Origin of the sequence: Polymorphobacter sp. PAMC 29334 (genome assembly GCF_019431245.1) — a bacterium.
Taxonomy (GTDB): domain Bacteria; phylum Pseudomonadota; class Alphaproteobacteria; order Sphingomonadales; family Sphingomonadaceae; genus Polymorphobacter_B; species Polymorphobacter_B megasporae.
Genome location: NZ_CP080243.1, coordinates 452,133 through 477,654, shown reverse-complemented (window position 1 = coordinate 477,654; position 25,522 = coordinate 452,133). Strand labels below are relative to the sequence as shown.

Annotated in this window: 29 protein-coding genes; 8 read left to right on the top strand and 21 right to left on the bottom strand. The window is 67.4% G+C overall.

All coding sequences use genetic code 11. From position 1 onward, the window contains the following. Positions 1-23 precede the first annotated feature (23 nt). The gene (locus KZX46_RS06120) at positions 24-428 is read right to left on the bottom strand and encodes a heme-binding protein (protein WP_219775904.1); all 405 of its coding nucleotides are present in this window, start codon (positions 426-428) and stop codon (positions 24-26) included. On the opposite strand from KZX46_RS06120, the gene KZX46_RS06115 reads away from it, so the two are divergent. Beyond that, a complete protein-coding gene (locus tag KZX46_RS06115) occupies positions 423-704 on the top strand; it encodes a hypothetical protein (protein WP_219775903.1) in 282 nt (93 codons plus the stop codon). The genes KZX46_RS06120 and KZX46_RS06115 overlap by 6 nt on opposite strands. A 112-nt stretch (positions 705-816) precedes the next feature. Then, positions 817-1,293 carry a hypothetical protein gene (locus KZX46_RS06110; RefSeq protein WP_219775902.1) on the top strand — a complete coding sequence of 159 codons (477 nt, stop codon included), beginning with the start codon at positions 817-819 and terminating at the stop codon, positions 1,291-1,293. A gap of 44 nt (positions 1,294-1,337) precedes the next feature. Here the strand turns inward: KZX46_RS06110 and KZX46_RS06105 are convergent, their stop codons facing one another. After that, positions 1,338-2,588 (bottom strand): arsenic transporter, encoded by a 1,251-nt coding sequence (locus tag KZX46_RS06105; protein ID WP_219775901.1) that lies wholly within the window; start codon positions 2,586-2,588, stop codon positions 1,338-1,340. Further along, complete coding sequence (locus KZX46_RS06100; protein WP_219775900.1) at positions 2,585-3,706, bottom strand: metallophosphoesterase; 1,122 nt, start codon at positions 3,704-3,706, stop codon at positions 2,585-2,587. Before KZX46_RS06100 ends, KZX46_RS06105 begins: the two co-directional genes overlap by 4 nt. 188 nt (positions 3,707-3,894) lie before the next feature. Here KZX46_RS06100 and KZX46_RS06095 point away from each other — a divergent pair, with 188 nt between their 5' ends. Then, positions 3,895-4,197 (top strand): hypothetical protein, encoded by a 303-nt coding sequence (locus KZX46_RS06095; protein WP_219775899.1) that lies wholly within the window; start codon positions 3,895-3,897, stop codon positions 4,195-4,197. A gap of 184 nt (positions 4,198-4,381) precedes the next feature. On the opposite strand, the gene KZX46_RS06090 is transcribed toward KZX46_RS06095, so the two are convergent. Continuing rightward, positions 4,382-6,766 carry a hypothetical protein gene (locus KZX46_RS06090; protein WP_219775898.1) on the bottom strand — a complete coding sequence of 795 codons (2,385 nt, stop codon included), beginning with the start codon at positions 6,764-6,766 and terminating at the stop codon, positions 4,382-4,384. Positions 6,767-6,890: 124 nt separating this feature from the next. On the opposite strand from KZX46_RS06090, the gene KZX46_RS06085 reads away from it, so the two are divergent. Together KZX46_RS06085 and KZX46_RS06080 are read left to right on the top strand one after the other, a co-directional pair. Next, positions 6,891-9,638: an ATP-dependent DNA helicase gene (locus tag KZX46_RS06085; protein ID WP_219775897.1), complete on the top strand. Its 2,748-nt coding sequence runs from the start codon at positions 6,891-6,893 to the stop codon at positions 9,636-9,638. A 65-nt stretch (positions 9,639-9,703) separates the two neighbouring features. Continuing rightward, on the top strand, positions 9,704-10,252 hold the full coding sequence (locus tag KZX46_RS06080; protein ID WP_216709586.1) for a histidine phosphatase family protein: 549 nt from the start codon (positions 9,704-9,706) through the stop codon (positions 10,250-10,252). Between the two features lie 355 nt (positions 10,253-10,607). On the opposite strand, the gene KZX46_RS06075 is transcribed toward KZX46_RS06080, so the two are convergent. Genes KZX46_RS06075 through KZX46_RS06025 form a run of 11 tightly spaced genes read right to left on the bottom strand, consistent with a single transcriptional unit; the run spans position 10,608 to position 18,468 of the window. Beyond that, positions 10,608-11,528 carry an NAD(P)/FAD-dependent oxidoreductase gene (locus KZX46_RS06075; protein WP_219775896.1) on the bottom strand — a complete coding sequence of 307 codons (921 nt, stop codon included), beginning with the start codon at positions 11,526-11,528 and terminating at the stop codon, positions 10,608-10,610. 28 nt (positions 11,529-11,556) lie between these two features. Next, on the bottom strand, positions 11,557-11,826 hold the full coding sequence (locus KZX46_RS06070; protein ID WP_219775895.1) for a hypothetical protein: 270 nt from the start codon (positions 11,824-11,826) through the stop codon (positions 11,557-11,559). Next, entirely contained in the window at positions 11,823-12,203 is a 381-nt protein-coding gene (locus tag KZX46_RS06065; protein ID WP_219775894.1) for an iron-sulfur cluster assembly accessory protein, read from the bottom strand. The genes KZX46_RS06070 and KZX46_RS06065 overlap by 4 nt, the downstream gene beginning before the upstream one ends. Next, positions 12,203-12,664, bottom strand: coding sequence for an SUF system Fe-S cluster assembly protein (locus tag KZX46_RS06060; RefSeq protein WP_219775893.1), 462 nt, complete (start codon positions 12,662-12,664; stop codon positions 12,203-12,205). Before KZX46_RS06060 ends, KZX46_RS06065 begins: the two co-directional genes overlap by 1 nt. Next, positions 12,661-13,869, bottom strand: coding sequence for an aminotransferase class V-fold PLP-dependent enzyme (locus KZX46_RS06055; RefSeq protein ID WP_219775892.1), 1,209 nt, complete (start codon positions 13,867-13,869; stop codon positions 12,661-12,663). The genes KZX46_RS06060 and KZX46_RS06055 overlap by 4 nt, the downstream gene beginning before the upstream one ends. Further along, entirely contained in the window at positions 13,866-14,603 is a 738-nt protein-coding gene (locus tag KZX46_RS06050) for a SufD family Fe-S cluster assembly protein (protein WP_219776874.1), read from the bottom strand. The genes KZX46_RS06055 and KZX46_RS06050 overlap by 4 nt, the downstream gene beginning before the upstream one ends. Further along, positions 14,603-15,343, bottom strand: a complete 741-nt coding sequence (gene sufC / locus KZX46_RS06045) for a Fe-S cluster assembly ATPase SufC (protein WP_219775891.1) — start codon at positions 15,341-15,343, stop codon at positions 14,603-14,605. Before sufC ends, KZX46_RS06050 begins: the two co-directional genes overlap by 1 nt. Next, positions 15,343-15,738 (bottom strand): hypothetical protein, encoded by a 396-nt coding sequence (locus tag KZX46_RS06040; protein ID WP_219775890.1) that lies wholly within the window; start codon positions 15,736-15,738, stop codon positions 15,343-15,345. Before KZX46_RS06040 ends, sufC begins: the two co-directional genes overlap by 1 nt. Further along, positions 15,731-17,218 (bottom strand): Fe-S cluster assembly protein SufB, encoded by a 1,488-nt coding sequence (sufB, locus tag KZX46_RS06035; protein ID WP_219775889.1) that lies wholly within the window; start codon positions 17,216-17,218, stop codon positions 15,731-15,733. The genes KZX46_RS06040 and sufB overlap by 8 nt, the downstream gene beginning before the upstream one ends. After that, entirely contained in the window at positions 17,215-17,658 is a 444-nt protein-coding gene (locus KZX46_RS06030; protein ID WP_216709576.1) for an SUF system Fe-S cluster assembly regulator, read from the bottom strand. The genes sufB and KZX46_RS06030 overlap by 4 nt, the downstream gene beginning before the upstream one ends. 42 nt (positions 17,659-17,700) lie before the next feature. Next, positions 17,701-18,468 (bottom strand): N-formylglutamate amidohydrolase, encoded by a 768-nt coding sequence (locus KZX46_RS06025; RefSeq protein ID WP_219775888.1) that lies wholly within the window; start codon positions 18,466-18,468, stop codon positions 17,701-17,703. Between the two features lie 14 nt (positions 18,469-18,482). Here KZX46_RS06025 and KZX46_RS06020 point away from each other — a divergent pair, with 14 nt between their 5' ends. Both KZX46_RS06020 and KZX46_RS06015 read left to right on the top strand, forming a co-directional pair. Next, positions 18,483-19,364, top strand: a complete 882-nt coding sequence (locus tag KZX46_RS06020) for a transglutaminase family protein (RefSeq protein WP_219775887.1) — start codon at positions 18,483-18,485, stop codon at positions 19,362-19,364. 5 nt (positions 19,365-19,369) lie between these two features. Next, a complete protein-coding gene (locus KZX46_RS06015) occupies positions 19,370-20,233 on the top strand; it encodes a transglutaminase family protein (protein ID WP_219775886.1) in 864 nt (287 codons plus the stop codon). Positions 20,234-20,296: 63 nt separating this feature from the next. Here the strand turns inward: KZX46_RS06015 and KZX46_RS06010 are convergent, their stop codons facing one another. The 4 genes from KZX46_RS06010 to KZX46_RS05995 form a co-directional block, all read right to left on the bottom strand. Further along, complete coding sequence (locus KZX46_RS06010; protein ID WP_226896127.1) at positions 20,297-21,061, bottom strand: PEPxxWA-CTERM sorting domain-containing protein; 765 nt, start codon at positions 21,059-21,061, stop codon at positions 20,297-20,299. Positions 21,062-21,297: 236 nt separating this feature from the next. Next, a complete protein-coding gene (locus KZX46_RS06005) occupies positions 21,298-22,563 on the bottom strand; it encodes an amidohydrolase family protein (protein WP_219775885.1) in 1,266 nt (421 codons plus the stop codon). A 57-nt stretch (positions 22,564-22,620) separates the two neighbouring features. Further along, positions 22,621-22,917 carry a type II toxin-antitoxin system RelE/ParE family toxin gene (locus KZX46_RS06000; RefSeq protein ID WP_219775884.1) on the bottom strand — a complete coding sequence of 99 codons (297 nt, stop codon included), beginning with the start codon at positions 22,915-22,917 and terminating at the stop codon, positions 22,621-22,623. A 4-nt stretch (positions 22,918-22,921) separates the two neighbouring features. Continuing rightward, complete coding sequence (locus KZX46_RS05995; RefSeq protein ID WP_370647502.1) at positions 22,922-23,158, bottom strand: type II toxin-antitoxin system ParD family antitoxin; 237 nt, start codon at positions 23,156-23,158, stop codon at positions 22,922-22,924. Positions 23,159-23,226: 68 nt separating this feature from the next. Here KZX46_RS05995 and KZX46_RS05990 point away from each other — a divergent pair, with 68 nt between their 5' ends. Continuing rightward, positions 23,227-23,568, top strand: a complete 342-nt coding sequence (locus KZX46_RS05990; protein ID WP_219775882.1) for an energy transducer TonB — start codon at positions 23,227-23,229, stop codon at positions 23,566-23,568. On the opposite strand, the gene prfB is transcribed toward KZX46_RS05990, so the two are convergent. Beyond that, a protein-coding gene (prfB, locus tag KZX46_RS05985; RefSeq protein WP_219775881.1) for a peptide chain release factor 2 occupies positions 23,565-24,693 on the bottom strand; the annotation gives its coding sequence in 2 pieces (ribosomal slippage) (positions 23,565-24,623 and positions 24,625-24,693; 1,128 coding nt in all). The genes KZX46_RS05990 and prfB overlap by 4 nt on opposite strands. A 27-nt stretch (positions 24,694-24,720) precedes the next feature. Further along, positions 24,721-25,476, bottom strand: a complete 756-nt coding sequence (locus KZX46_RS05980; RefSeq protein WP_219775880.1) for a hypothetical protein — start codon at positions 25,474-25,476, stop codon at positions 24,721-24,723. Positions 25,477-25,522 lie beyond the last annotated feature (46 nt).

Sequence of the window (25,522 nt, the reverse complement as noted above, 5' to 3'; positions counted from 1 at the left end):
GGCGCGTCCGACCGCCTTCACTGTTAACGCGCAGGGGGCGCGGTGAGGGAACCGAGACGCACGGAGATGCGCGCGAGGCCCGCGGCGGCGCACGCCTCGTCCTTGTCACCGCCCGGAGCCCCGCCGACGCCGACCGCGCCAATGGCCTCGCCGTCGACCTTCACTGCCACCGCACCGGCAAGGAGCAGTATGTCGGGGAGGGTCGCGAAGGCTCCGGCGGCGGGGCTGACGCGAAGCGCAGCGACGCCGTCGCTCAGCCGGTCGAACCCGAAAACGGGCCCGAGCGTCACCTGGGTGTAAGCCTTGCGGAAGCTGGAGTCGCGGGTGTGGATCGTGCTGTGGTCGCCCTTCAGCTGGACGCGAACCACGCCCTCGGCATCGACCACCGTCACGGTCACGGGCCAGCCTTGCCGAGCGCAGACATGCACCGCCTCGCTCGCGGCCTCAACCGCGAGGTCGAGCAGGAGGATGCGGTCGGCATGCTGGACCTGGGCGATGGCTGGCGCGGCGCCAGCAAGGAGCGCCGCGGCTGCCAGTATCGTTGCGCGGCTCGCCCGTGCCCCGCAACCGGCGTTCGGGACGCGTTGTGGGTGGTCTGGGTCACGGCGGGTTCCTCGATGTGGCCCGGCATCGCGCCGGTGACGACGGGGTATGAGCTTCCGCTTCGAAGCAGTATCCGCTTAGATCGGGAGCTATGCTCCTGAAAAATGGAAGATAGCGGCCGTAGTGGAGTGCCGTTCGCATCGCACACGCGCTCTCTACACTTGGCATGACTTGGCCGGTTCGATATCTCAGCAAGACGACGGAGATCGAACGATGGTTGCGCAGCTGATCCAAGGTGTAGCGTTAAACAACAGCTCGCCGGTCGGCGGCATGCGCAACTACGATACCAATTGCGTTGCGATGGCGTTTTCCAAGGTGCTGGGCATCGGCGTCAACGCCACCGTCAACCTGTTGGTGTCGCGAGGCTGGGTTCCTGACGGGATCGCTTTGGAGAACGACGGAGCCATTTTGCGCATCGTCGCCGGTTTGCCGTTGGCCGAAGTGACGCGGGATGAGAAGTGGAGCGACCTCAAGCTTCGGATGAGCACACTCGCGGCCGGGCGCTATTTCGCGTGCAACACCAAGGCGGCCAAATTCAACACGCCCGCGAGTAACGGACATGCTTTCGCGATCATTCGCCATGCCAACGGCGGCTGGGGTACGGCAGCAAACAACGCCGAGCGGACCGGTGTCAGCTACGCATCGGCGATTGGCGAGTCGAATTCGATCAGCGTCTGGGGGCCAGCTTAAATCTCACACTGCTTCGCAGCCGGTTCGTTCGCGCGGAATCCGTATCAACCAAGTAACAGCCTTGTGCCGAGCGCCGCAGCGAGCGCCGGGATCATGGTGACCGAGCCCACTTTCAGGAACTTCCAGAAGCCGACGTCCTCACCCTCGCGGCGGATCGCCTGAAGCCACAGGATCGTCGCGAGGCTGCCGGTGATCGACAGGTTGGGGCCGAGGTCGACGCCGATTAACAGCGCGTCGACCATCAGGCGCGGGGGATGCGCCTGCGCGACGGCGGTGCTCGCGACGAGCCCGGCGGGCAGGTTGTTCATCAGGTTCGACGCGAAGGCGAGCACCGTTCCCGACAGCGCCGCGCCGCGGACCGGATCGGCCGCCAGCGCCTTCAGGGCATCGGCGACGTGCCTGATCACGCCGGTGCGGTCGAGCGCCTCGACCAGCACGAACAGCCCGGCGACCAGCGGCAGGACACTCCATGAGACCGACTTGGCCAGTTCGAACGGCGAGCGTTTCGCCAGTGCGCAGACCCCGAGCGTCGTCGCCAGCCCCGCAAGGCAGGTCGGCAAGCCCAGCGGCAGGTCGAATGCCGACATCGCGATCAGCAGCACCGCCGTCGCGACGATGCCGGCGAACGCCGCCTTGCCACCGGCGGACAGCGGCTCACGCTCGGCGTCGCTCTGGCAGGTGCCGGTGATCCGCTCGCGCTCGATCCAGCGCAGCGCGAAGAACGTCACCACGATCGCGGCGAGCGACGGCAGCCCGAACGAGGCGAACCACTGACCCAACGGGGGCATCTTGCCGCCGTACAGGACGAGATTGGCGGGGTTGGAGATCGGCAGCACGAAGCTCGCGGCGTTGGCGATCAGCGCGCAGGCGAACAGCAGCGGCAGCGGATTGGCCTTCGCCTTTTTCGCCGCGGCGAAGACCGCCGGGGTCAACACCACCGCAGTCGCATCGTTCGACAGGAAGATCGTAGTGACGATCCCGGTGGCATAGACGAGCAGGAACAGTCGCGGGGTCGAACCCTTGGCGTGGTTTGCCGCGGTCGCCGCGACCCAGTCGAACAGTCCTTGCGCGCGCGCGGTCTCGCTCAGCAGCATCATGCCGATCAGGAACAGATAGACGTCCATGCCTTTGCCGACCGCGCCTAGCGCCGCGTCGGGCGGCATCAGCCCCAACAGCAACAGCAGCAGCGCGCCGGTCACCGCCCAGATCGCCTCGGGCCATTTGAACGGGCGCGTGATCACGCCCGCGGTGGCGGCGGCGCAGATCCCCCACGTGGCGCCGGTGGCAAGCATCACAGGTGCATTCCATTCTTGTTCGGGCCGAGCTGGGTGCCGTCGATCCCGTGTTCGGGCCACGCGCCGATCGCGTGAATGTCGCGTCCCGGGGCGATCGGCGGGGCCCGGCGGGGGACTTCGTCGATTGGGCGGACAAGGATGCGGACGATGTCGCGGTCGGTGGCGGTCGCCACGACCAGCTCGTGGCAGCCCGACGGCAAAGTGATGTTCGCCCGCCATAAGGACGTGCAGGGAATTGCCTCCATCGCCACGGCATCCCTGCCGCCCGCGGAAAGTGTCACCGGACCATCGACGCGTCCGAAGACTTTGGCGACGATCTCGACCGGGCCGGGGCGGGGCACTTGCTGGGGGTCGGCGGGGCGCGTCACCATCCGGTAGTCGGCGGGTGCGACGATCTGCACGAACGGCCAGTCGCCGCCGAGCCGCTTGAAGCGCCAGCTCGGTACACGGTCGTGGACGGTGACGATCGAGAAGCCCGGACGTCCGCCGTCTTCCTCGATCTGGCCGGTCGACCGCGTCGCGCCATAGACGACGCGACCGTCGTTCAGCAGCTCGTTATAATGGGTATGGCCGGTGTCGACGAAGGCGACACGTGCATCGGCGAAGATCTGCGCGATCTCGTCGCCGTCGGCGGCAAGGTCGCCGGGATAGGCGTGCATGAACACAAGTGGTGTCTGCCCCTCCGCCTCGGCGCGGGCAAGTTCGCCGAGCAGGCGATTGCGATGATGCATCGTCAGCCGGAAGTCGGGGCCGCCCGCTCCGGCGGAAATGACGTCGAGGTAGATGCAGCGATGGCCTGCGACGACCTCAACCTCGGGGCGGTGGCCCTTGGCGAACGCAGCTTCGTACGTCGCGAGGTCGCCGCCCTCGAAGTCATGGTCTCCCGGAATCACGCGCCACGGGAAGTCGAGCCCCGCGAGTGTCTCGACAATCGCACGATATTGTGCCGGGGTTGCATGGTTGGCGTTGTCGCCCGGCAGGAAGGCGAAATCGATCGCGCCACGCAGATGTGTGTTGGCTTCGTCGACGATGCGCGCGAGCCGGTCGCGGCTGACCATGTCGTCGGCTTCGTCCATGTGAAGGTCGCCGATGTGCAGCCAGCTGATCGATCCGCTCATACCGGAAGCCCCTGTTGCAATTGCTTCGTCTCGCCTGTTGCGCCCGGTTTCCAGCCTGAAGACGGAATTCCCGGCCATCGAATATTGCAGGATCGCGATGTTCCGCGTGCCCGGACGTGAGTACGCGTCCGGCGGCAAGCCGGACGCGTACTCTGCCGGATCAGCCCCGCGGCGGCGGGGGCGGCGGCATGGCACCGCAGCCGGGCGGCGGCGGCGGGGCAGGCGACCGCGTGTCACCACGCCGGCCGTGCCGCGACGGCCGGGGCGCATCGACACCGCGTGCACCGGGAGGCGGCGGGGGCGGCGTCATCATGCCGGCGGGGCCGTCGGCGCGGCAGGGGCCCCCGGGCGGCGGCGGCGGCGGCATGTCGCGGGTGGCGGCGTCGCGCGGTGGCGGCGTCTGGGCGCTGGCGGGACCGGCAAGACCGGTCAATGCCAACGTCGCGATCGCCACGCCGGAGAGTATGATCCTCATGGGCTGTTTCCTCTAGCTGCAGCCTGTCTGGCAGGCGCAATCAGGGTATCGGGCCCGACTGCGGCTCGATCCGGGCAAAGCGTGTCGCTGTGTATCGCGTGGCACCAATCGCGCGTCGAAGTGTAGCCGCCGGCCGGAATGGCGGCGGTTCGACATCGTTCGCCCTGCGTCGGCGATGATGGACCGCCGGACGCTGAGGCTCAGCCGCCGATGCGCGCGATCGCTGCCGGGTTGTCGCGCAGCTTGAGGTACAGCTGCCCGTCGACGGGGCGGGGCACCGCCAAATTGTCTCCCGGATAGCCTTCGGGCACCTCGACCGGCTTGGCGAAGTCGGGGGTCGCCGATACCGCGGCGATCAGGAACAAGCCGCTCCCGGTCAACGCGCAGGCACCGCGTTTATCGGCGCAGCGCAGCCGGTCGAGCTTGGGCAGGCGGACGAGCGTTCCGAGGTCCTGCCAGTCACTGGCGACCCCGTCGTGGACGACGCGGAAGTGGAGCGGACCGAACACCGACGGCCCGAACGCCGTGGCGGCGTCGAGAGCCGCCACCGCGACGTGGTCGTCCTGCAGCGTCAGGCCAGCCGACGCCGTCAGCATCGTCGAGCCGCTGCCCGATACGGTCGCGACCTCGACAGTATCGCGGACGGTGAAAGTCGTATCCGGTCCCATGCGGAGCGAAAAGGTCAGCCGCGCGTCGTGCGGCAGCTGGCCGGTATCGTCGAGCTTGACCGAGAGGCGCGGGGCAACCGCGGGCAGCGCCACATTCTTTCCGATCAGCGTCACGATCGGCCGCGGCGCACCGACGGTGATCTTGAGGCTTTTCGAACGGCCGTCGTCGAAGCGCACGCGCCCGGTCGTCGACTGGCCGGGCGTCCAGTCGACCGCCGTGCCGTCCGCCGCCATGCGCAGCGTGTCCCCGTCCTTGGTCCGGGCGAGGACACCGGGCTTGAACGTCGCGCCGTCGACGACGAGGGTCGTGACCTCGTCGAGCCGATTCCCGGTGAGCGTGCCGAAATCGTCGCCGGCGTGGAGGTCGAAGCCACTGACCCGCGTCCGCTGCGCATAGCTCGTCACGGTGACGGCGTCGTCGGCCGCGCCGTCGTGCGCGATCAGCAGCGTCATCTTGCCGGCGTCGGACTTGGTCAGCGGCAGCGTCAGCGCGATCGTGTCGAGCCCGCTCGCCTTCCACGCGACCGGCCGCGCCTCGCCCGATGCCGACCGCAGCGAAACCCCGGTGACACACCCGGCGGCACCGCCGGTCAGCGTGATCGGCTCGTCGCGCCCGACGACCGGGACGGTATCGCTGTCGGCAAGGCGCCACTGCCCCGGCCGCGGCGTCTGGAGGTGGAATGTCGGCCCGTCGAACGGTTCGAAACCCCAGCTGCCGTGAAGTACGGCCTCGATCGAATCGCCGAGATGCGCGGCGGCCAACGCGCCGGTGGCGACGACAAAGCCGCCTTTTTCGGCAACCGGGACGGCGGGCAACTCGATCGCGTGGCCATCGCTCGTCGGCACCCTCAGCATCATGTCGTGGGCGTAGGCGGTGGCAAACACGAGCGGTGCGCCGCTGACGGGGAGCACGACTTCGGCATTCCGGGCGCAGACCGGTGCCGCTGGTTCGATCTTCTCGAGCACCGGCAGCCGTGACGGGATAACTGCGGGCAGCGCCGCGACGAGCACCGACTTCGGATTGTGAAACGACGGCACGGCGTTGAGGATCATGCCGAGCTGGTCGCCCGCCGTCGTCGCCAGCGCCGGGATGTACTGGTAGCGCGCGGTGTGAAACGAACTGAGCACGCCGATGATGTCGCGCACCGCCGAGATATACGGACTGTAATAGCCGAACCCTGCCTTGGGCGTCGCGGCGAGCTGGAGCGCGACATCCGACCCCGCCCCCGTCAGCGTGTCGGCGACGCCGTTGCTGTGACCGTCGTTGAGGACGAGCGAATCCTGGTTCTGCATCAGGCACGCCGCCTGCAACTCGGCAACCTTCTGCAGGCAGTCCGGGTTGATCTTGACCGCGAGACTGCGCGCCAACAGCGGCGTGATCGTCTCGAGCCGGTCGGGGTGGAGGACATCGCGCTTGCCGACCGCCTCGAGGAAAGCGACGAGCCGCGCGTGGTCGAGCGACGCCTGATTGAGCCCCTGCGACGCCCGCACCAGCGCGCCGGGCCGACCGCGGACCGCGTTGACCAACGTCGAAAAATCGCCGCCGGTTGCCGGGGCGAGGAACAGGATTACCTGCCGGGCCGACGCAGGCACGGTCAGCTTCAGTCCGGCAGCGCCCTTGGGCGTCCACGTCTGCGACTGGAAGAACCAGGTCTTCGGCGGCGGATTGGTCGCCCCGCGCAGGAAGGCAGCGACCAGCAGGTAGTGCGCCGACTGATCGGACGGCAGGTTGGTGCGGATCGACAGCTCGTCACCCTCGGCAAGCTGCGCCACCTCGGCGATCGGCAGCACGTGACCGTTGCGGGCAACCGTGATCTGGAGCGACGGGCCCGACAGGTCGAACGGCGCGGGATCGGCGCCAGCCATGGCCGGGACCAGCAGCGCGAGGACCGCTGCAACGAGTGATTTGCGCATCATTGTCCATCAACGCGAAAACCGGTCGTCTCGACCAACGCGGAATGGTGCGCAAGCGTTCGTTCCGCAGACAGGCCGCGAGCCGCCACCCGTTGTTCCGTCTCCGTTCTCGCGGTATACGGCGGCGATGCCCGCTGGTCTCCCTTACCCCGCGCTTGTCGCCAACCATGCCGGGATCTGGATCGATGCCGTCCCGGTGTCGCGCGGGGAAGCGATCCGGCGCGCGGCGGATACCCCACACCTGCTGCTCAACGCGGCGGTAACCGCGTCGCGCCTTGGCTATCCGGAATTGTCGGGGATGGACCTGCTCGAACTGTTTGCCTTCGTCCATCCGGCGCGCTTCGTCGTGCCGACCACCGGGGGGCTGGCGCGGGTCCTCGACCTGCCGGTTCCCGGCGACGGGGCGGCGGAGAGCGGATTTCTGCGCGACGCGGCGGCGCTGTTGCTCGACCGGCTCGGCGCGGCGGACTGGCGTGAACGGCACGGCGCGTACGGGATCGCGCAGGCGCTTGGCCGACTCCGCTGGAGCTGGGGGAGCGAGGTCGCGCGGCGGATCAAGGCCCCCGAACGTCCCGAACGGACGGTGTTCACGACGTTGCCGAAGTGGGAGGACGCGCCGCCCCGCGCCAAGCCGCGCGACGTCGCGGTTGCCGACGGCGAGGTCGACGCCCGCCTCGACCGGATGCTCGGGATCGGGGCCGAGCGCCGCGAGGGGCAGCGCGCGTATGCCCGCGCCGCCGCGCATGCCTTCCGCCCGCGCAGCCTCGCGTCCGCTCCCAATGTCGCGCTGATCGAGGCCGGGACGGGGATCGGCAAGACGCTCGGCTATCTTGCCCCGGCGACGTTGTGGGCCGAGACCGCGCAGGGGACGGTGTGGCTGTCGACCTATACCAAGGCGTTGCAGCGCCAGTTGGATCACGAGACCGCGCGCGCCTACGACCCGACGGTCAAGGCGGCGAAGGTCGTCGTCCGCAAGGGCCGCGAAAACTACCTCTGCCTGCTCAACCTCGAGGACGCGGTTCAGGGCGGGTTCGCCGGGCGGCCCGCAATCTTCGCCCAGCTCGCGGCACGCTGGGCCGAGTATAGCCGCGACGGCGACATGGTCGGCGGCGACCTGCCGGGGTGGCTGATGACCCTGTTCGGGCGCCCGGCGTTCGCCGCGCTGACCGACCGGCGCGGCGAGTGCGTTTACGCCGGCTGCCCGCACTACCGGACGTGCTTCATCGAACGGTCGACCCGCGCCAGCATCCACGCCGACCTCGTCATCGCCAACCACGCGCTGGTGATGATCAACGCCGTCCGCGGGCGCGCCGAGGGGGCGGCGATGACGCGGATCGTGTTCGACGAGGGGCATCATTTGTTCGACGCCGCCGACGCAACCTTCGCCGTCGCGCTGACCGGGAACGAGGCGATCGAGGTCCGCCGCTGGATTCTCGGCCCGGAGAAGACCGCACGCGGACGACGGCGCGGGCTGTCGGCGCGGCTGTCGGACCTGATCAGCTACGACACCGAAGGCGCGCTGGCGCTCGAGGAAGCGAGCCGTGCCGCCCGCGCCCTGCCTGCCGATGGCTGGGGCGCGCGGCTCGTTGCCGGCATCGCCGACGGGCCGGTCGAACTTCTCCTCGCTGCCGTCCGTGCGCAGGTCTTCGCCCGCGCCGCCGATCGGCCCGGGCACAGCGAAGCCGGGTACAGCCTCGAAACCGAAGTCGCCGAGGTCCAGCCCGCTGTCGTCGAGGCCGCCGAGGGGGCGGCGCAGGCGCTGGAGGCATTGTCGCGCCCGCTCGCGGCACTCGAGGCGCGGCTCGTCGCGGTCCTCGACGACGCCCCCGACTGGCTCGACGGCGCGGCGCGTGCGCGGGTCGAGGGCGCGGCGGCGGGGCTGCGGCTGCGCTGCCAGACGCTCGGCAGCTGGGTCGGGCTGCTCGCGCGGCTCGGCGGCCCCGCCGACGCCGACTTCATCGACTGGTTCGCGGTCGACCGGATCGAGGGCCGCGAGCTCGACGTCGGCGTCCATCGCCACTGGCTCGACCCGACGCGGCCGCTGGCGAAGGCGGTGTTCGAGCCGGCGCATGGTGTCGTTGTGACCTCGGCAACACTGCGGGCGCGGACAGCGGTGCGGGCCAGTGCGGGCAACAGTGCGGCCAATGGCGCGGACAGCGGTGCGCCCGACGACGACTGGCGGACGTCAGAACTGCGGACCGGGGTGACGCACCTCGCCTTGCCACCGCAGCGGTTCGCGGTCGACAGTCCGTTCGACTATGCCACCAACGCCCGGGTGCTGATCGTCACCGACATCAAACGCGGCGACATCCCCGCGCTGGCGACCGCGTACCGGCGGCTGATCGAGGCAGCGGATGGCGGCACGCTCGGGCTGTTCACCGCGATCGCCCGGCTGCGCGCGGTCCACGCGCGGATCGCCGACCCGCTGGCGAAGGCGGGATTTCCGCTCTACGCCCAGCACGTCGACCCGATCGACACCGGCACGCTGGTCGATATTTTCCGGGCCGAACCAAGGGCTTCGCTGATCGGGACCGACGCGCTGAGGGATGGTGTCGACGTGCCCGGCCAGTCGTTGCGCCTCGTCGTCATGGAGGGCGTGCCGTGGCCGCGCCCGACCGTCCTCCACGCCGCGCGCCGGGCGGCGTTCGGCGGCGCGGCGTACGACGACCTCGTCACCGCCGGGCGGCTGGCGCAGGCGTTCGGGCGGCTGATCCGCCGCGCCGACGACCGCGGCACCTTCGTCCTGATCGGCCCCGCTGTACCAAGCCGGCTCCTCACCGCCTTCCCCGCCGGCACCCGCATCGACCGCGTCGGCATCGACGATGCCGTCGCCGCCGTCAGCGACAGCCAGCACATCGCCGCACCCGTCGATTAAACCTTCGTTGTCATATTCGTGCGCTACCGCTAGGCCCGAATTCTGGTGACGAAGGGCCGACGCCGGTGAAGACGCTGACCTTGCTGCGCCATGCCAAGTCGACGTGGGACGACCCCGTCGAGCGCGATTTCGACCGCCCGCTCAACGGGCGCGGGCGGCGCGCTGCAGCGCGGATCGGGCAGTGGCTGCGCGACGAGGGGCGCGGCGATGATGGCGCACCCTTCGACCATGTCCGCGCGTCCCCGGCGGTGCGTGTCCGCCAAACCATCGAGGGGGTCGAGGACGGGTTGCGGCGGCGGCTGAACCCGATGTTCGACGCGCGCATCTATCTCGCGAGCGCGGTGACATTGCTCGATATCGTCCAGGGTTTCGAGGAATCTGCAGCGACCGCGCTGCTGATCGGCCACAACCCGGGGCTGGAGGACCTGCTCCTGCTCGTCACCCCCGACGCCGATCCGTTGCGGGGAGAGGCCGAGATCAAATATCCGACGGCGACGCTCGCGGTCCTCGACCTCGATATCGCGACGTGGCGCGACGCCGGAGCCGGCTGCGCGCATCTCCGCCACTTCATCCGCCCGCGCGACCTCGACGCCAGCCTCGGCCCGGACGACTGAGGCCGAGCGCCCGCGACCCTGGAAGGTTACACAAGTCCACTGAACGACCAGCTTTTCGCGGTCACCGACGTACCCTCAGGGCATCCGGGCAGCGCGCTAATCGGCCGCCGGCCAGCCGCGGAAGGTTACACAAGTCCACTGAGCGACCAGCCTTTCACGCCTGAAAGCGGCGATCAGCTACTGCACGTCGAGGAATCGCGGGCTTCGGCACAGTGCTCCGGCATCGGCACCGGGGAGTTTCCAGCAATGAGAAAGAGCATGCCACCGGCGGATACGCACCGGGTCGAACGCTCGATCATAGCCGATCGCCGACCCTGTAGGACAGCGCTGGCTCGCGACCCGCCGCGACGTCGCCCTACCGGTACATCGGCCTGACCTCGGCAAGGTCGTTGCGGATCGTCGTCGCGGCGACCCCGCCCTCGCCCATCGCATGGCTGATCTGGTCGAGTCCGAGGACGACGTCGCCCGCGGCATAGAGGCCCTTGATGCTCGTTCGCTGGTGCGTGTCGACGATGACGCAGCCGGCGTTCTCGGTCTTCGCGCCCAGCGCTTCGGCGAGTTCGGAGTGGATTTCCGATCCGAGCGCCGGATAAACGCTAGCGAACGAGAGTCGCCCGTCTGCCGCCGTGAGCGAAAGCCCGTCGGCGTCGAGGGTAAACTCGCGTGCCGGACCGTCGATCAGGACGACACCCGCGTCGGCAAGCCTGCCGCGCTGTTCAGCCGTCAAATCGTGCGGCCCGTCGGCGGCGACGAGCGTGACGTCGCCGGTATAGCCGCGCAGGAACAGCGCCTCCTTGGTCCCGCGGTCGCTGGTACCGATGATGCCGACCTTGCGATCGGTGACCTCATAGCCGTCGCAAATCGGGCAATAACGCAATGCGCCCGCGGCGAGAGCGGCGTCGTGGAGGGCGTCGTCGATTGCCGGGCGGTGGTTGAACACGCCGGTCGCGAGCAAGACGGCGCGCGCGCGGACGGAACCGGCGCTGCCATGTGCGACGAAGCTGTCGCCGTCACGCTCCATGCGCTCGACCCGGTCGACGACGACCGACGCGCCATATTCGACCGCCTGCTCGCGCATCGCCGCGACGAGCGCAGTGCCGGTAATCCCGCCGGGGTAGCCGGCGTGATTACGCGTCAATGGGATGGTTTCGGCGCGGCTATGCCCGGCATCGACGACGATCGTCCGCAGGTGGAATCGCGCGAGATAGATTGCGGCGGTCAGCCCCGCCGGGCCACCGCCGACGATGACGACATCGCAATCCTCTGCCTCGGCCATCACGCGCTCCCTATCGTCCGGCAGGGGGTCAAAGCGCGGACGAGACCGTCCTGTTCCGTGCGGCTTTTTTGTCCGCCTTGCGCTGGGCCTCATCGGCCTTGCGCTGCGCTTCCTCAGCTTTGCGCGCACGTTTGCCGCGCCTGCGGTCGCGCTCTTTCTGCCCGGGAGCGACGGTGTTGATCCCGGCCCCGACGATCCGGATCGGCGCGGTGACGACGTCTGCCGCGGCACCGACGACGGTCGAGACGCAGCCGCCGAGGCCGAGGAGTAGCCCGGCGACGGCGACCTTGCGGATCAAACGGTGAAGCTCTCGCCGCAGCCGCACTGCCCCTTGGCGTTGGGGTTGTTGAAGACGAAGCCAGCGGCGAAATCGTCCTCGGCCCAGTCCATCTCGCTGCCGATCAGGTACATCAGCGAGCCGCCGTCGATGAAAAGCGTCCCGCCCGGGGTCGCGACCGCCTCGTCGCCTGGCTTGGCTTCGGTAACATAGGTCAATGAATAGGCGAGGCCGGAACAGCCGCGCTTGGGGGTGGTCAGCCTGACGCCGGCAGCGGTTTCGGGGGCCTTGGCGATCAGGTCGGCGATGCGTGCGGCGGCGTTGGCGGTCACGGTGATCGGCGCGGGACGCGGGCGGCGGACACGCGGGACGATCGCCGCTTCGGCGAGGGCGTCCATCACAGCATCCCCAGTTCGAGCTTGGCCTCGTCGGACATCTTGCCGGGGTCCCATGCCGGGTCCCAGACGAGATTGACGTCGGCGGTGGCGACTCCGGGCACGGTCATCACGCGCATCTCGACCTCGCCGGGCATCGTCTCGGCGACCGGGCAGTGCGGCGTCGTCAGCGTCATCGACACGGTGACGTGCCCCTCGTCGACCTCGACGCCGTAGATCAGGCCGAGGTCGTAGATGTTGACCGGGATTTCGGGGTCGAAGATTCCGCGCAGCGCCTCGATCACTGCATCATGGACCTCGCCGCCGGGCGCATCGGCGGGAATCGTCGCGGGGGGCTGGTTGAGGAAGCCTTCGAGATAATCGCGCTGATGAGCGGAGCCGACCGGGGGCGCTTTCGCCACGATGGGGGCTTCGTCGACTTCGACGCTGGTGAAGCTGCGCCCAGTCTCGTTGAGATCGCTCATCCGAAGATCCTCGTCACTCGCTTGACCCCGTCGACCAGACGCTCGACGTCGCTCAGATCGTTGTACACCGCGAAGCTCGCCCGCGCCGTCGCCGGCACCCCAAGCACGTGCATCAGCGGCTGGCAGCAGTGATGCCCGGCGCGGATTGCGACCCCGCCTTCATCCAATATGGTGCCGATATCGTGCGGATGCACCCCGGCGATCGCGAAGCTGACGATGCCCGCCGACGCGTCGGGGCCGAACAAAGCTACCGAGTTCATCCCGCGCAGGGCATCGCGCGCGGCGCGGGCGAGACTGCGTTCGTGCGCGTCGATGACGTTGATGCCGATGCCCTCGACATAGTCGATCGCCGCCGCCAGCCCGATCGCGCCGACGATATGCGGGGTGCCCGCTTCGAAGCGCGCGGGGGCGGGGGCGTAGGTCGTGCGTTCGAAGGTCACCGTCTCGATCATCGAGCCGCCGCCGTGCCATGGTGGCATGCTGCCGAGGATCTCACGGCGCGCCCACAGGACGCCGATGCCGGTCGGGCCATATAGCTTGTGCCCTGAGAAGGTATAGAAATCGGCCCCGAGTGCGGCGACGTCGATCGCCAACCGCGGTGCCGCCTGGCAGCCGTCGACGAGGAGCAAGGCGCCGGAGGCGTGCGCCGCTGCCGCGACCCGCTTGATATCGGTGACGCCGCCGAGCACGTTCGAGATGTGCGTCAGCGCGACGAGTTTCGTTCGCGGGGTCAGCATCGCTTCGAGCGCGTCGAGGTCGATCTGGTGGTCGGCGGTCAGCGGCGCGACGTCGATCTCGATCCCGGTGCGGTCGCGGAGCAACTGCCACGGCACGATATTGCTGTGGTGTTCGAGCGCCGAGATCAGGATGCGGTCGCCGTGCTTGAGGCTGTTGCCCCACGAATTGGCGACGAGATTGATCGACTCGGTCGCGCCGCGAACGAAAACGATCTCGTCGGCGCTGCCGCCGATGAAGCGCGCGACGGTCGCACGCGCTGCCTCGTAACGCTCGGTCATCGTCGCCGAGCGGGCATAGACGCCGCGATGGACGGTCGCATATTCCGGGCCATAGGCGCGCGCGATCGCGTCGATGACGACGGCGGGCTTCTGCGCGGTCGCGGCGGAGTCTAGGTACGCCCAATTGTCGGCGAGGCCGGGGAAATCGGCGCGGTGGTCGTGGCGGAGGTTGAAGACGGGGGCGTTCATGCCGCGCTCCGCAGCCAGTCGACCGCCAGCGCGGCAAATGCCTCGTTCCCGGTCAACGCATCGGCGATGAATGCCTCGGTCAGCAGCGCCTTCGCTTCGGCCGGGCCGACGCCGCGGCTGGCGAGGTAGAACAGAGCTTGTTCGTTCAATTCACCGACCGTCGCGCCGTGGGCGCACTTGACGTCATCGGCGAAGATTTCGAGTTCTGGCTTGGCGTTGGCGGTCGCCGAGCGCGACAGCAGCAGCGCCTTGACCGACTGGACCGCGTCGGACTTCTGCGCATCGCGCGCGACCGCGACCTTGCCGAGGAAGCTGCCCGTCGCGCGGTCGTCGAGGACGCTGCGGATCGTCTGGTGGCTCGTCGCATTCGGCTCGGCGTGGCGGACGGTGGTGACGATTTCGAGCGTCTGCTCACCGCGCCCGAGGATGACCCCGCCGAGGCCGAAATGCGCGCCGTCGCCGAGCGTGACGTCGAGCGCGACGCGGCCGTAGGCGCCGCCGAGATTGAGCACGGTCATGTCGAGCCGCGCCCCGGCTTCGACGGTGATATCGAGCTGGACGATCCCGACCGCGCCGTCAGCGGCATCCTGGAGGATATCGCGGGTCAGGCTCGTCCCGGCGGGAACGACGACGACTTCGGGGGCCGCGACCGGCCAGACGCGCGCGACCGCTGCGAGGTCGCTATAGCGCCACGCCTCGTCGCGGCGGGTCGGCAGCGCGGTCGTGCGGCCCATCACGCGGCAATGTCCTGATAGCCGTCGCGCTCGAGCGTCAGCGCGAGTTCGGGGCCGCCGCTGCGGACGATTCGCCCACCGACGAGGACGTGGACACGGTCGGGGACAACATAGTCGAGCAGGCGCTGGTAATGGGTGATGAGCAAGGTCGCGCGGTTCGGCGAGCGGCCGCGGTTGATCCCGTCCGACACCACCCGCAACGCGTCGATGTCGAGCCCCGAGTCGGTCTCGTCGAGCACCGCGACGCGCGGGTTGAGCACAGCCATCTGGACCATCTCGTTGCGCTTCTTCTCGCCGCCCGAAAAGCCGACGTTGACCGGGCGCTTGAGCATGTCCATCGACAGGCCGAAGCCCTCGGCCTCGGTCTTGACCAGCTTCATGAACTCGGCCCCCGACGCCTCGGCCTCGCCGCGCGCGCGGCGCTGGGCGTTGAGCGCGGTGCGCAGGAAGGTCAGGTTCGACACGCCGGGAATCTCGACCGGATATTGCAGCCCGAGGAACAGCCCCGCCGCCGCGCGCTCGTGCGCGTCCAAAGCGAGCAGATCGGTCCCGTCGAGCGTCACCGAACCGCCGGTGACGTCATAGCCCGCGCGCCCGGCGAGGACGTACGACAGCGTCGACTTGCCGGCACCGTTCGGGCCCATGATCGCGTGGACCTCGCCCGCGGCGACCGTCAGGCTCAGGCCGTTGAGGATCGCCTTGCCGTCGACGGTCGCGTGAAGGTCGGTGATGGTCAGCATTACTGGGCTTTTTCCTGGTCGAGCTTGGTGCTGACGGCGGTAACGACCGTCTGGCTGCGAAGATCGGTTTCGATCGCCAGCACCGACTGTTCGGCGACGGCGGTGTTATACTCGGCCGACTCCTTGGGGGCACCGATGCGACGGAACTTGCTGACCTCGGCGACGAGCTTGGCCCGCACCGGCATACATTCCTTGAATGTCGCGTCGGCGGCATCGGCGGCCTGTGTCGTCGGGGTTGCGAGCCGCTTGACCGTGGTGTCGAGGCAGTTTGCATAATCGTTGGTCGCCGCATCGACCTTGGCGCGCGCCAGTTGGCCGTCGACGGGAGCGCGCGTCGGCGGTGATCCGCACGCGGCGAGCGCGAGCACGGCGATCAAGACGAGCCGATTATCCAACGCTGCCCTCCAGGCTGATGCCGAGCAACTTTTGCGCCTCGACCGCGAACTCCATCGGGAGCTGCTTGAGAACCTCGCGGCAGAAGCCGTTGACGATCAGCGCGACCGACTCCTCCGCGTTAAGCCCCCGCGACATCGCGTAGAAAAGCTGGTCGTCGCTGATCTTCGACGTCGTCGCCTCGTGCTCGATCTGCGCGGTAGGGTTGCGCACCTCGATGTAAGGGACGGTATGCGCGCCCGACTGCGACCCGAGCAGCAGCGAATCGCACTGGGTGAAGTTGCGGACATTCTCCGCCGACGCCGCGACGCGGACCAGACCGCGATAGGTATTGTCCGACCGCCCCGCCGAAATCCCCTTCGACACGATCGTCGAGCGGGTGTTCTTGCCGAGGTGGATCATCTTGGTTCCGGTGTCGGCCTGCTGGCGATTGTTGGTCACCGCGACCGAGTAGAATTCGCCGACCGAACCTTCGCCCGACAGGACGCACGACGGGTATTTCCACGTGATCGCGCTGCCGGTTTCGACCTGCGTCCAGCTAACCTTCGACCGCGCACCTTTGCACAGCGCGCGCTTGGTGACGAAGTTGTAGATCCCGCCGACGCCGTTCGCATCGCCCGGATACCAGTTCTGGACGGTCGAGTATTTGATCTCGGCATCGTCCATCGCGATCAGCTCGACGACCGCGGCGTGAAGCTGGTTCTCGTCGCGCATCGGCGCGGTGCAGCCTTCGAGATAGCTGACGTGGCTGCCCTTGTCGGCGATGATCAGCGTGCGCTCGAACTGGCCGGTGTTGGCGGCGTTGATCCGGAAATAGGTCGACAATTCCATCGGGCAGCGAACGCCCTCGGGGATGTAGACGAAGGTGCCGTCGGAAAAGACCGCGCTGTTGAGACAGGCGAAGAAATTGTCGCGGACCGGCACCACGCTGCCGAGATACTTGCGGACGAGGTCGGGAAATTCCTTCACCGCCTCGCTGATCGAGCGGAAGATCACCCCGGCGCGCTCGAGTTCGGCGCGGAAGGTCGTCGCCACGCTGACGCTGTCGAACACCGCGTCAACCGCGATTCGGCGCGAGCCCTCGACACCGGCGAGCATTTCCTGCTCGGCGATCGGGATGCCGAGCTTCTCGTAAGTCTTGCGGATTTCGGGGTCGAGTTCGTCGAGCGAGCCGATCGTCGCCTTCGCCTTGGGCGCGGCGTAATAATAGGCGTCCTGATAGTCGATCGGTGCGACTTTGAGCTTGGCCCAATCGGGCGCCGTCATCGTCTGCCAATGCCGGAACGCCTTTAGACGCCAGTCGAGCAACCACTCGGGCTCGGACTTCTTCGCCGAGATGTAGCGGACGGTGTCCTCGGTCAGGCCCTTGGGCGCCATCTCCGATTCGATGTCGGAGACGAAGCCCCATTTATACGTCGCAAGGTCGTCGACCGCGTCGTGCGCGGCGTCGTTGCGGAAGGGGGCGGTAAGCTGGTCGGTCACGCGACTACCTCGATCTGGGCCATCGCCACCTGCGCCACCGGACCGGCAAGGTCGGCAAGCGTCACGGCGGCGAGGGCAGCGCGTACCGCGACGTTGATAGGACGCCAATGCGGGCGAACCGCACAGCTTCCTTCAAGCGCGCACGCCGATACTTCACCATGCTGGCAGTTGGTCAGGGCGATCGGGCCATCGACCGCCTCGACAATGTCGGCGACGCTGATCGCCGCCGTTTCGCGCGCCAGCCGGAACCCGCCCGCGACGCCGCGCGAACTGGCGAGCAGCCCGGCGCGCTTCAACAATCCCATAACCTTGGCGACCGTCGGCGCAGGGATGCCGGTCCGCGCCGCCACCGCCGCCGCCGACAGGCAGCAGTCGGGACTGCGCGCTGCCGCAGTCATCACGACCACCGAATAATCGGCGAGGTTGGTCAGGCGGAGCATGAAGCGCGCACGGTCCTTAAAAGCGGAGCGAATTGGTGCGGCTTATGTGGGGGAGGGCGCCGCCAAGTCAAGCGCTGCGGGCAACATCGCCGTCAGCCGCGCGCTCCATTCGTCGATCCCGGCACGGCTGGCGAGCAGATCCTGGCGGATTTCGATCTCGACATACGGCAGTCCCGCCGCGAAGGCGTGGCGCGGGATCGTATAGTCGATGTTGTCCATCGCGTACGGCTCGTTGTCGCCGACGACGAGCGCGGGGTCGGCGCGGAACACCGCAAGCATCGCCTTCGCCAAGGCGTCGTTCGCGCCATTGTGGAGGACGCCGCAATGCCATGGCCGCGCGACCCCGCGCATCTTGGGGGTGAAGCTGTGAAGCGCGACGAGCTGGGTCGGTTGTCCCGCCGCAATCCGCCGCTCGAGCTCGGCAGCGATGATGGCATGGTAGGGTGTATGGATAGCTTCGACCCGCGCGGCGCGCGCAGCCGCGGTGAGCGCGGCGTTGCCCGGGACGGTCGTGCCGTCGCTCACTGCGGGAATCGCGTCGGCCGCGCCCGGATTGCGGTTGCAGTCGATCACCAGCCGCGAATAGACCTGCCGGATGAAAACGGCGTCGAGCGCGACAGCCAGCCGTTGGCCGAGGTCGGCTATCCCGATGTCCCAGCCGATGTGGCGCGACAATTCGGCGTCCCCTAGCCCGAGGTTGGCGAGGGCATTGGGAACTACGCGCCCGGCGTGATCGCCGATCAACAGGAACGATGACCGGCCCGATGGGTTGACCACCGCCGCTGCATCGGGTTCGTTCTGGTCGAGCAAGCCTTGGATCCTCCATGCCGATCCTGACCATCGCGCATATCACGACCTACGCCTACCGCCAGCCGGTCGCGTTCGGCGATCACCGGATCATGGTCCGCCCGCGCGAAAGCTACGACCAGCGGCTGTTGGCTTCGCGGCTCGACATCGACCCGGCGCCGTCCGAGGTCCGCTGGCTCCAGGACGTGTTCGGCAATTCTGTGGCAATCGCGTGCTTCAATCGCCGTGCGACGAAATTGCGGATCGCCGGGCACACCCGACTCGATCACCGACCGCAGGCGATCGAGGCCGTCGCGGTCGAAAGCTATGCGCGGCGCTACCCGTTCACCTATTCGTCCGAGGACATGCCCGACCTGCTGCGCTCGATCGAGCGCCAGCACCACGACCCCGACCGCATCGTCGATCGCTGGGCGCGGAGTTTCATCGGTGGCGAGGGGCGGATCGAAACGACCGAGCTGCTCGCGACGATGACGGCAACGATTCGGCGTGAGTTCGCCTATCTTGCGCGGCACGAAGCGGGAACGCAGACGCCGATCGAAACGCTCCAGCGGCGGCGCGGGACATGCCGTGACTTCGCTGTGCTGATGATCGAGGCAGCGCGCGCGCTCGGCCTCGCCGCACGATTCGTGTCGGGCTATGTCTATGACCCGCATTCGAAGAACGACCGGCTCGGCGGCGGCAACACGCATGCGTGGGTGCGCATCTTTCTCCCCGGCTCGGGCTGGGTCGAATACGACCCGACCAACGGCATCGTCGGCAACGTCGGACTCGTCCGCGTCGCCATCGCCCGCGACCCGTATCAAGCGGTCCCGCTGTCGGGAACGTGGAGCGGCTTCCCTGCAAGTGAACTCGGAATGGACGTGAGCGTTAACGTTACCGTCGACGATCCCGAGGAGTAAGACCGATGTTGATCCGCGCTGGTTATGACATCGCTTTCGCCGCGACCGCGCCGACGCCGATGATGGCGATGCTCAGCATCCACCCATCGCGCAACAAGGATCTCAAGACGCCGCACCGGCTCCTCGCCAGTCCCGACGTCCCGACCTACGACTATGTCGATGCGTTCGGGAACACCTGCACCCGGCTAACCGTCCCGGCAGGCGGGGTGACGCTGAGCTGCGATTTCATCATCGAGGATAGCGGCATCCCCGACATCCAGTCGCCGCATGCGATCCAGCATCCGATCGAGGAGCTGCCCGACGACATCCTGATCTATCTGCTCGGCAGCCGCTACTGCGAGACCGACCGGCTGTCGGACACGGCATGGTCGTTGTTCGGCCACATCCCCGCGGGGTGGCAGCGGGTATTGGCGATCGTCGACTTTGCGCACAACCGGATCAAGTTCGGCTATCAGGATGCGCGGCCGTCCCGGACGGCCTGGGACGCGCATCAGGAGCAGGTTGGCGTCTGCCGCGACTTCGCGCATCTTGCGATTACGCTGTGCCGCTGCATGAATATCCCGGCGCGCTATTGCACCGGCTATCTCGGCGACATCGGGGTCGAGCCGATCGACGCGGCGATGGATTTCAGCGCGTGGTTCGACGTCTATCTCGGCGGCGAGTGGCACACCTTCGACGCGCGTCATAACCAACCGCGGATCGGGCGAATCCTGATGGCGCGCGGGCGCGATGCGACGGATACCGCGCTGACGACCGCCTTCGGTCCGGCGGTGCTCAGCCGGTTTGAGGTGCACACCGACGAGGTGCCGGAGGTCAATCCGGCGATGGGCGCGACGGCCGCGACCGGTGCCGCCGAGCAGTATATCTAGGCTGGGACGCAAAATGGCGGGGCCGCCGTGTCCGGCGGCCCCGCCAATCTGCACGAAGCCGGGTTAGGCTGTGACCGACACGCGGCGGCGGCGTGTGGCAAAACCGACGAGACCGAAACCGGCGATCATCATTGCCCAGCTGCTCGGCTCGGGGATCGTATTGCCGCTGATGGTGTTGAAGAAGCCGACGGTGTGGTTGTCGGATTCATAACCAGCGTTCGCTGTCGTCTCGCGGAAGACGACCTTGTCGAACGTCCCCGAGAGATCGAAGAAGTTGATGAAGACGTACGGCTGGGTGTTGTTATCGCCAAGGAACGGCGCATCGGGGTTGCCGAGGTAGGCGGGCTTTGAGATCGTCGCGGCAAGGACGCCGGCGGGGTTCAGCGTGCCGACAAGCGTTTCACCCTTGTAGAAATCGACGACGTTGCCGGTGTCGAGCGCCGAGAGGTAATAGCCGAAATAGTTGATCCCGTTCGGCACGGTGATCGGATCGGCGGTCAAGGTCAGGCTGTATGACGGCGTATAATCGAAGGCGACCGCATATTTGCCCGAACCGCCGGCACCGCCGTACTGGTCCGCATTATTGATCTGAAGGCCCGAATAACTTCCCGTGATCGCACCGGAGGTGCCGAAATCGGTCGTGAACGACTGGCCGCTGCCGGTGCTGCGCGAGTTGAAATCCTCGACGCCGTCGATGTCGAAGCCGGCGCTGCTGTGTTCGACGCCCGGGTTTTCGTACGTGATCTTGAATGTGTCGAGAGCGAAGGCCGGAGCCGATACCACGAGGGCCAGGCCAAGGGCCGCAAGGGTCGATAGCGAACGCATCATAAAAAAATCTCCCGAGCGCGACCTCTCGCCCGCTCGGTCGTTACGTCGCAATAACCATGCCAGTCATAACGAGTATTAAGGATATCACCGGTTTACATTTCTCCCAAAGGCTTACGCGAATAATCATTGGAATATCGCGATTTTAGTTAATGATTATGCGAGGTAATTGTGTCGGATATCTTTACATTGGCGGTCCGCCGCGGCCTGCCCGACCGCCCCCTCGAAATATCACAAGACTATTTTGCCGTGCGACCGTCTTTCACCAACACTCCGCCTTTGATCACCACCGGGATCGCCTGCAGCAGCTTTACATCGCCCAGCGGATCGCCCGCGACCGCGATCATGTCACCCCAGTCACCCGGCTCGAGCGCGCCGACATCGGTCCGCCCGAGCGCGAGCGCCGCGGTCGTCGTCGCCGCGCGGATCGCTTGGAGCGGGGTCATGCCCCACTGGACCATCGTCGCGAACTGGCGCGCATTGGTGCCGTGCGGATAGACCCCGGCGTCGGTCGCGAAGCCCATCTTCACCCCGGCCTTGACCGCGCGCTGGAAGGTTTGGCGCTGCTTGAGGCCGATCGTCTTTTCCTTGTCGAGACTCTCCTGCGACGTGCCGTTCGCAGTCCCCGTCGCGAGGATATAATCGTCGTTGTAGATATCCATGTCGAAGAAGCTGCCGTGCGCCTTGGCGAGCACGATCGTCGCGTCGCTGGCGAGGCTGGCGTGCTCGATCGTGTCGACGCCGGCCATGATCGCGGTGCGGATGCCGTCGTCGCCGTGCGCGTGCGCCGCAACTTTCATTCCGAGCATGTGCGCCTCGTCGGTGATCGCCCTCATCTCATCGAAGGTGAGCTGCTGCGCGCCGACCGCGTCCCCGGTCGAGAACACGCCGCCGGTCGCGCAGATCTTGATGACCTGCGCGCCGTATTTGTGCAGCCAGCGGACCTTGGCGCGGGCCTCCTCGGGTGAATCGACGATCGACGCGTCCTTGCGATCGTACGACGGCGGCAGCGTGGCGTTGTCGCAATGCCCGCCGGTCGCGCCGATCGCATACGCCGCGGTGACGATACGCGGCCCGGCGATAAGGCCCGCGTCGACCGCCTGTCGCAGCGCGACGTCGTCGAAGTGGTCCGAGCCGACATTGCGGACCGTGGTGAAGCCCGCGTCGAGCGTCGTCTTCGCATTGGCGACCCCGACGATCGTCCAGAAGCCATCGGTATAGGCATAGCGCCGATAGCCCCCGATCGCGGCGTCGCCGGTCAGGTGGACGTGAAGGTCGATCAGCCCGGGAAGGAGGGTCATGCCGGGCAAGTCGATCCGCCGCGCGTCGGCGGGAATAGCGATGCCGCTGCCGCTCGCAACGACATGGCCGTCGGTAACGACGACGACGGGGTTGTCGATTGTCTTGTCGGTAGCGGGGTCGAGCAGGTGGGCGGCAGTGACTGCGACGGTTTCTGCGGTCGCGGGCGTGGCGAGGACGGCGGCGAGTAACAGTGTGCGGATCATGGTGGCCCCTTGTCTAGCCTCTCCTGTAGGGGACGAACCAAAGGTGCGAAAGGCCGCTCACTCCTCGCCGGAACCCAGCCAATCCTCGCGGCCATGACGCACCCGCAGGACCAGAATACCGTCGGTGTCGACCTCGTAGACGATCAGGTGCGCCTTGTGGCGCCACGCCCGCACCGGCGGTTCGATCTCGCGCCTCAGTCGGGCAGCGAAGGGATTGTCGGCGAGGAAGGCCAGCGCGGCGGACAACCCCGCGTAATAAGTCTCGGCATGTGCCACGCCGAACATCTCGATGCCGGCAAAGAAGATCGCGTCGATATCGTCGTCGGCAGCACGGCTCAGCCGATAGACGGGCACCGCCCTATGCCGTCACCCCTGCTCGGCGAAGAACGCCTTCGCGAATATCCGCCATGCTCCGCTCACCGACGCCGCTCGCGCGCGCCTCATCGACCAGGCGCTGAATCGCCGCGATCTTCTCCCGCCGCTCCTGCTCGCGCCGGACCAGATCACGGACGAAGTCGCTTACATTGCTGTACCGTCCCGTCGTCGCCTGCGCCTCGATCCACTGCTTCATCGGGTCGGGGAGAGAGATGTTCATCGTGGCCATTGGCGATATCTAGGGCTTATGGCAAACCTTGCCAAGCCGAGCTGGCAGCGGAGGGTGCGATGTATCGGACAACGGTCGCGGCGGCATGCGCTCTGGTCGGCAGCGCGGCCAGCGCACGCGCGCAGAATGCCATTGCGAGTGATTACCCGCCGCAGGCAATCGCCGAACGGCGCGAAAGGGTGACCAAGGTCGATGTGCTGATCGGCGCCGACGGCCTCGTCAAGAAATGCGCGGTCCAGTCTTCGAGCGGGTCTACCGACTTCGACGAAAAGGCCTGTATCGTCGCTTTTCGCAGCTTCAAGTTCACGCCAGCGCGCGAAAACGGCTTCGCAGTCGAATCGACAAAGATCGTCCCGATCCGGTGGGAAGTCCGGAAAAAGACGACCAATCCCGCCCCCTAATCCGCGTCGTCGACGTCGACCTGTTCGCCCGTAACCCGCTGGCTCAGCGCCGCCGCCATGAACGGGTCCAACGCACCGTCGAGCACATCCCCTGGCGCAGTGCTGGTGACGCCAGTCCGCAGGTCCTTGACCAGCTGGTACGGCTGGAGGACGTACGATCTGATCTGGTGACCCCAGCCGATGTCGGTCTTGCCCGCCTCGACCTCCGCCGATTCCGCCTCGCGCCGCTGAAGCTCGCGTTCGTACAGCCGCGCCTTGAGCATCTTCATCGCCGTCGCGCGGTTCTTGTGCTGCGACCGCTCGTTCTGGCACGCAACGACGACGCCGCTCGGCAAATGGGTGATGCGGACCGCTGAGTCGGTGGTGTTGACGTGCTGCCCGCCCGACCCAGAGGCGCGGTAGGTGTCGATCTTCAAGTCCTTGTCGTCGACGACGATGTCGATGTCGTCGTCGACCACCGGGTAGACCCAGACGCTGGCGAAGCTGGTGTGCCGCCGCGCCGCGCTGTCGTACGGGCTGATCCGGACGAGGCGGTGGACGCCGCTTTCGGTCTTGGCCCAGCCGTACGCGCCCGCGCCCTTGAACAAAAGCGTCGCCGACTTTATCCCCGCCTGCTCGCCGGCGTGATAGTCCATCAGCTCGACCTTGAAGCCGCGCTTCTCGCCCCAGCGGGTGTACATTCGCTGGAGCATCCCGGCCCAATCCTGGCTCTCGGTCCCGCCCGCGCCCGAATTGACCTCGATATAGCTGTCGTTGCCGTCGGCCTCTCCGGCAAGGAGGGCTGCAACCTTGTCGGTCTCGGCCTTCGCTGCGAGCGCGCCCAGCGCAGCGACGCCGTCGTCGGCCATAGCGGTGTCGCCCTCGGCCTCGGCCATCTCGATCAGTTCGGAGGTGTCGGCGAGTTCGCTCTCGATCGCGCGCGTCGCCGAGATCGCCTCATCGAGGCGGCGGCGTTCCTGCATCACCGCCTGCGCGGCCTTGGGGTCGTTCCACAGCGTCGGGTCTTCAACCCGCGCGTTCAGTTCGTCGAGACGGCGGAGGGCGCGATCCCAGTCAAAGAAACCTCCTCAGCAGGTCGAGCGCCTGCTGAATTTTAACGACATGGGCTTCGCCCTCGGCACGCATGGGTACATCTCCGGATTAGCCGCGGACTTAGGGATGGACGGGCGCCGTGTCCATTACCGGGGCCTCGGGCGGTCGGCTTGCGCGCACGCGGCCGAGGCCCGGCAGGATCCACGGCGTCGAAGCGCAAATCGCATTCGTCGCGCTCGGAACTGCCGAAGTAACCGTGCCGTCGGCGAGCCTGGCGATCAACTGCGCCTTGAGTTCGGGATAGGTCGGAGCGGCGTCTCCGATGATCGGCGGCGCAAGCGTCGAATGACGCAGACACGTGTAAAGGTCGACGAACCAGACGTGCGCGGGTTTCGCCGCTCCCGGCTTTGCCAATCCAGCGGAGACCTGCACCGCCTGTCGATCGTCTGTCAGCTGCATCGACGCCGGGTAGGCGACGGGGTCGTCGGGAACGATGATGAACTCGACCGTCCGGTGAAACTGGCCTTGGTCGATTGCGGCTTCGAAGGAGCTGACCGCTGCTGACCCAGCGTGGAAGGTCTCGATCCGCCGCCCCGCTTGCGCCAACTCGTTTTCGTTGGCTTGAACCAGCGCAGCACGGTCGCGAGCAAAGGCCACCTTGTCGTTCAGTCCCAAGTCCGCGCGCAGGCGGAGAAACCCGGCGCGTGCGCTCAACTTGGCCTCGGGATGAATCTCGACCTTGACAAGGGAAGCGGCGGCGGTGGCCCAGTCCCCCTCGCGGACGGCAAGGTCGGCGCGGAGGATGTGCGCCAGATACGCCGGATAATTTGCTACCGGACACTGGACAGCACCATCGAGAGCCGTCTTTGCACCCATAAAGTCGTTCTTCGCGGCCAGGGCGGTCGCAGTATCAACCTGCAGA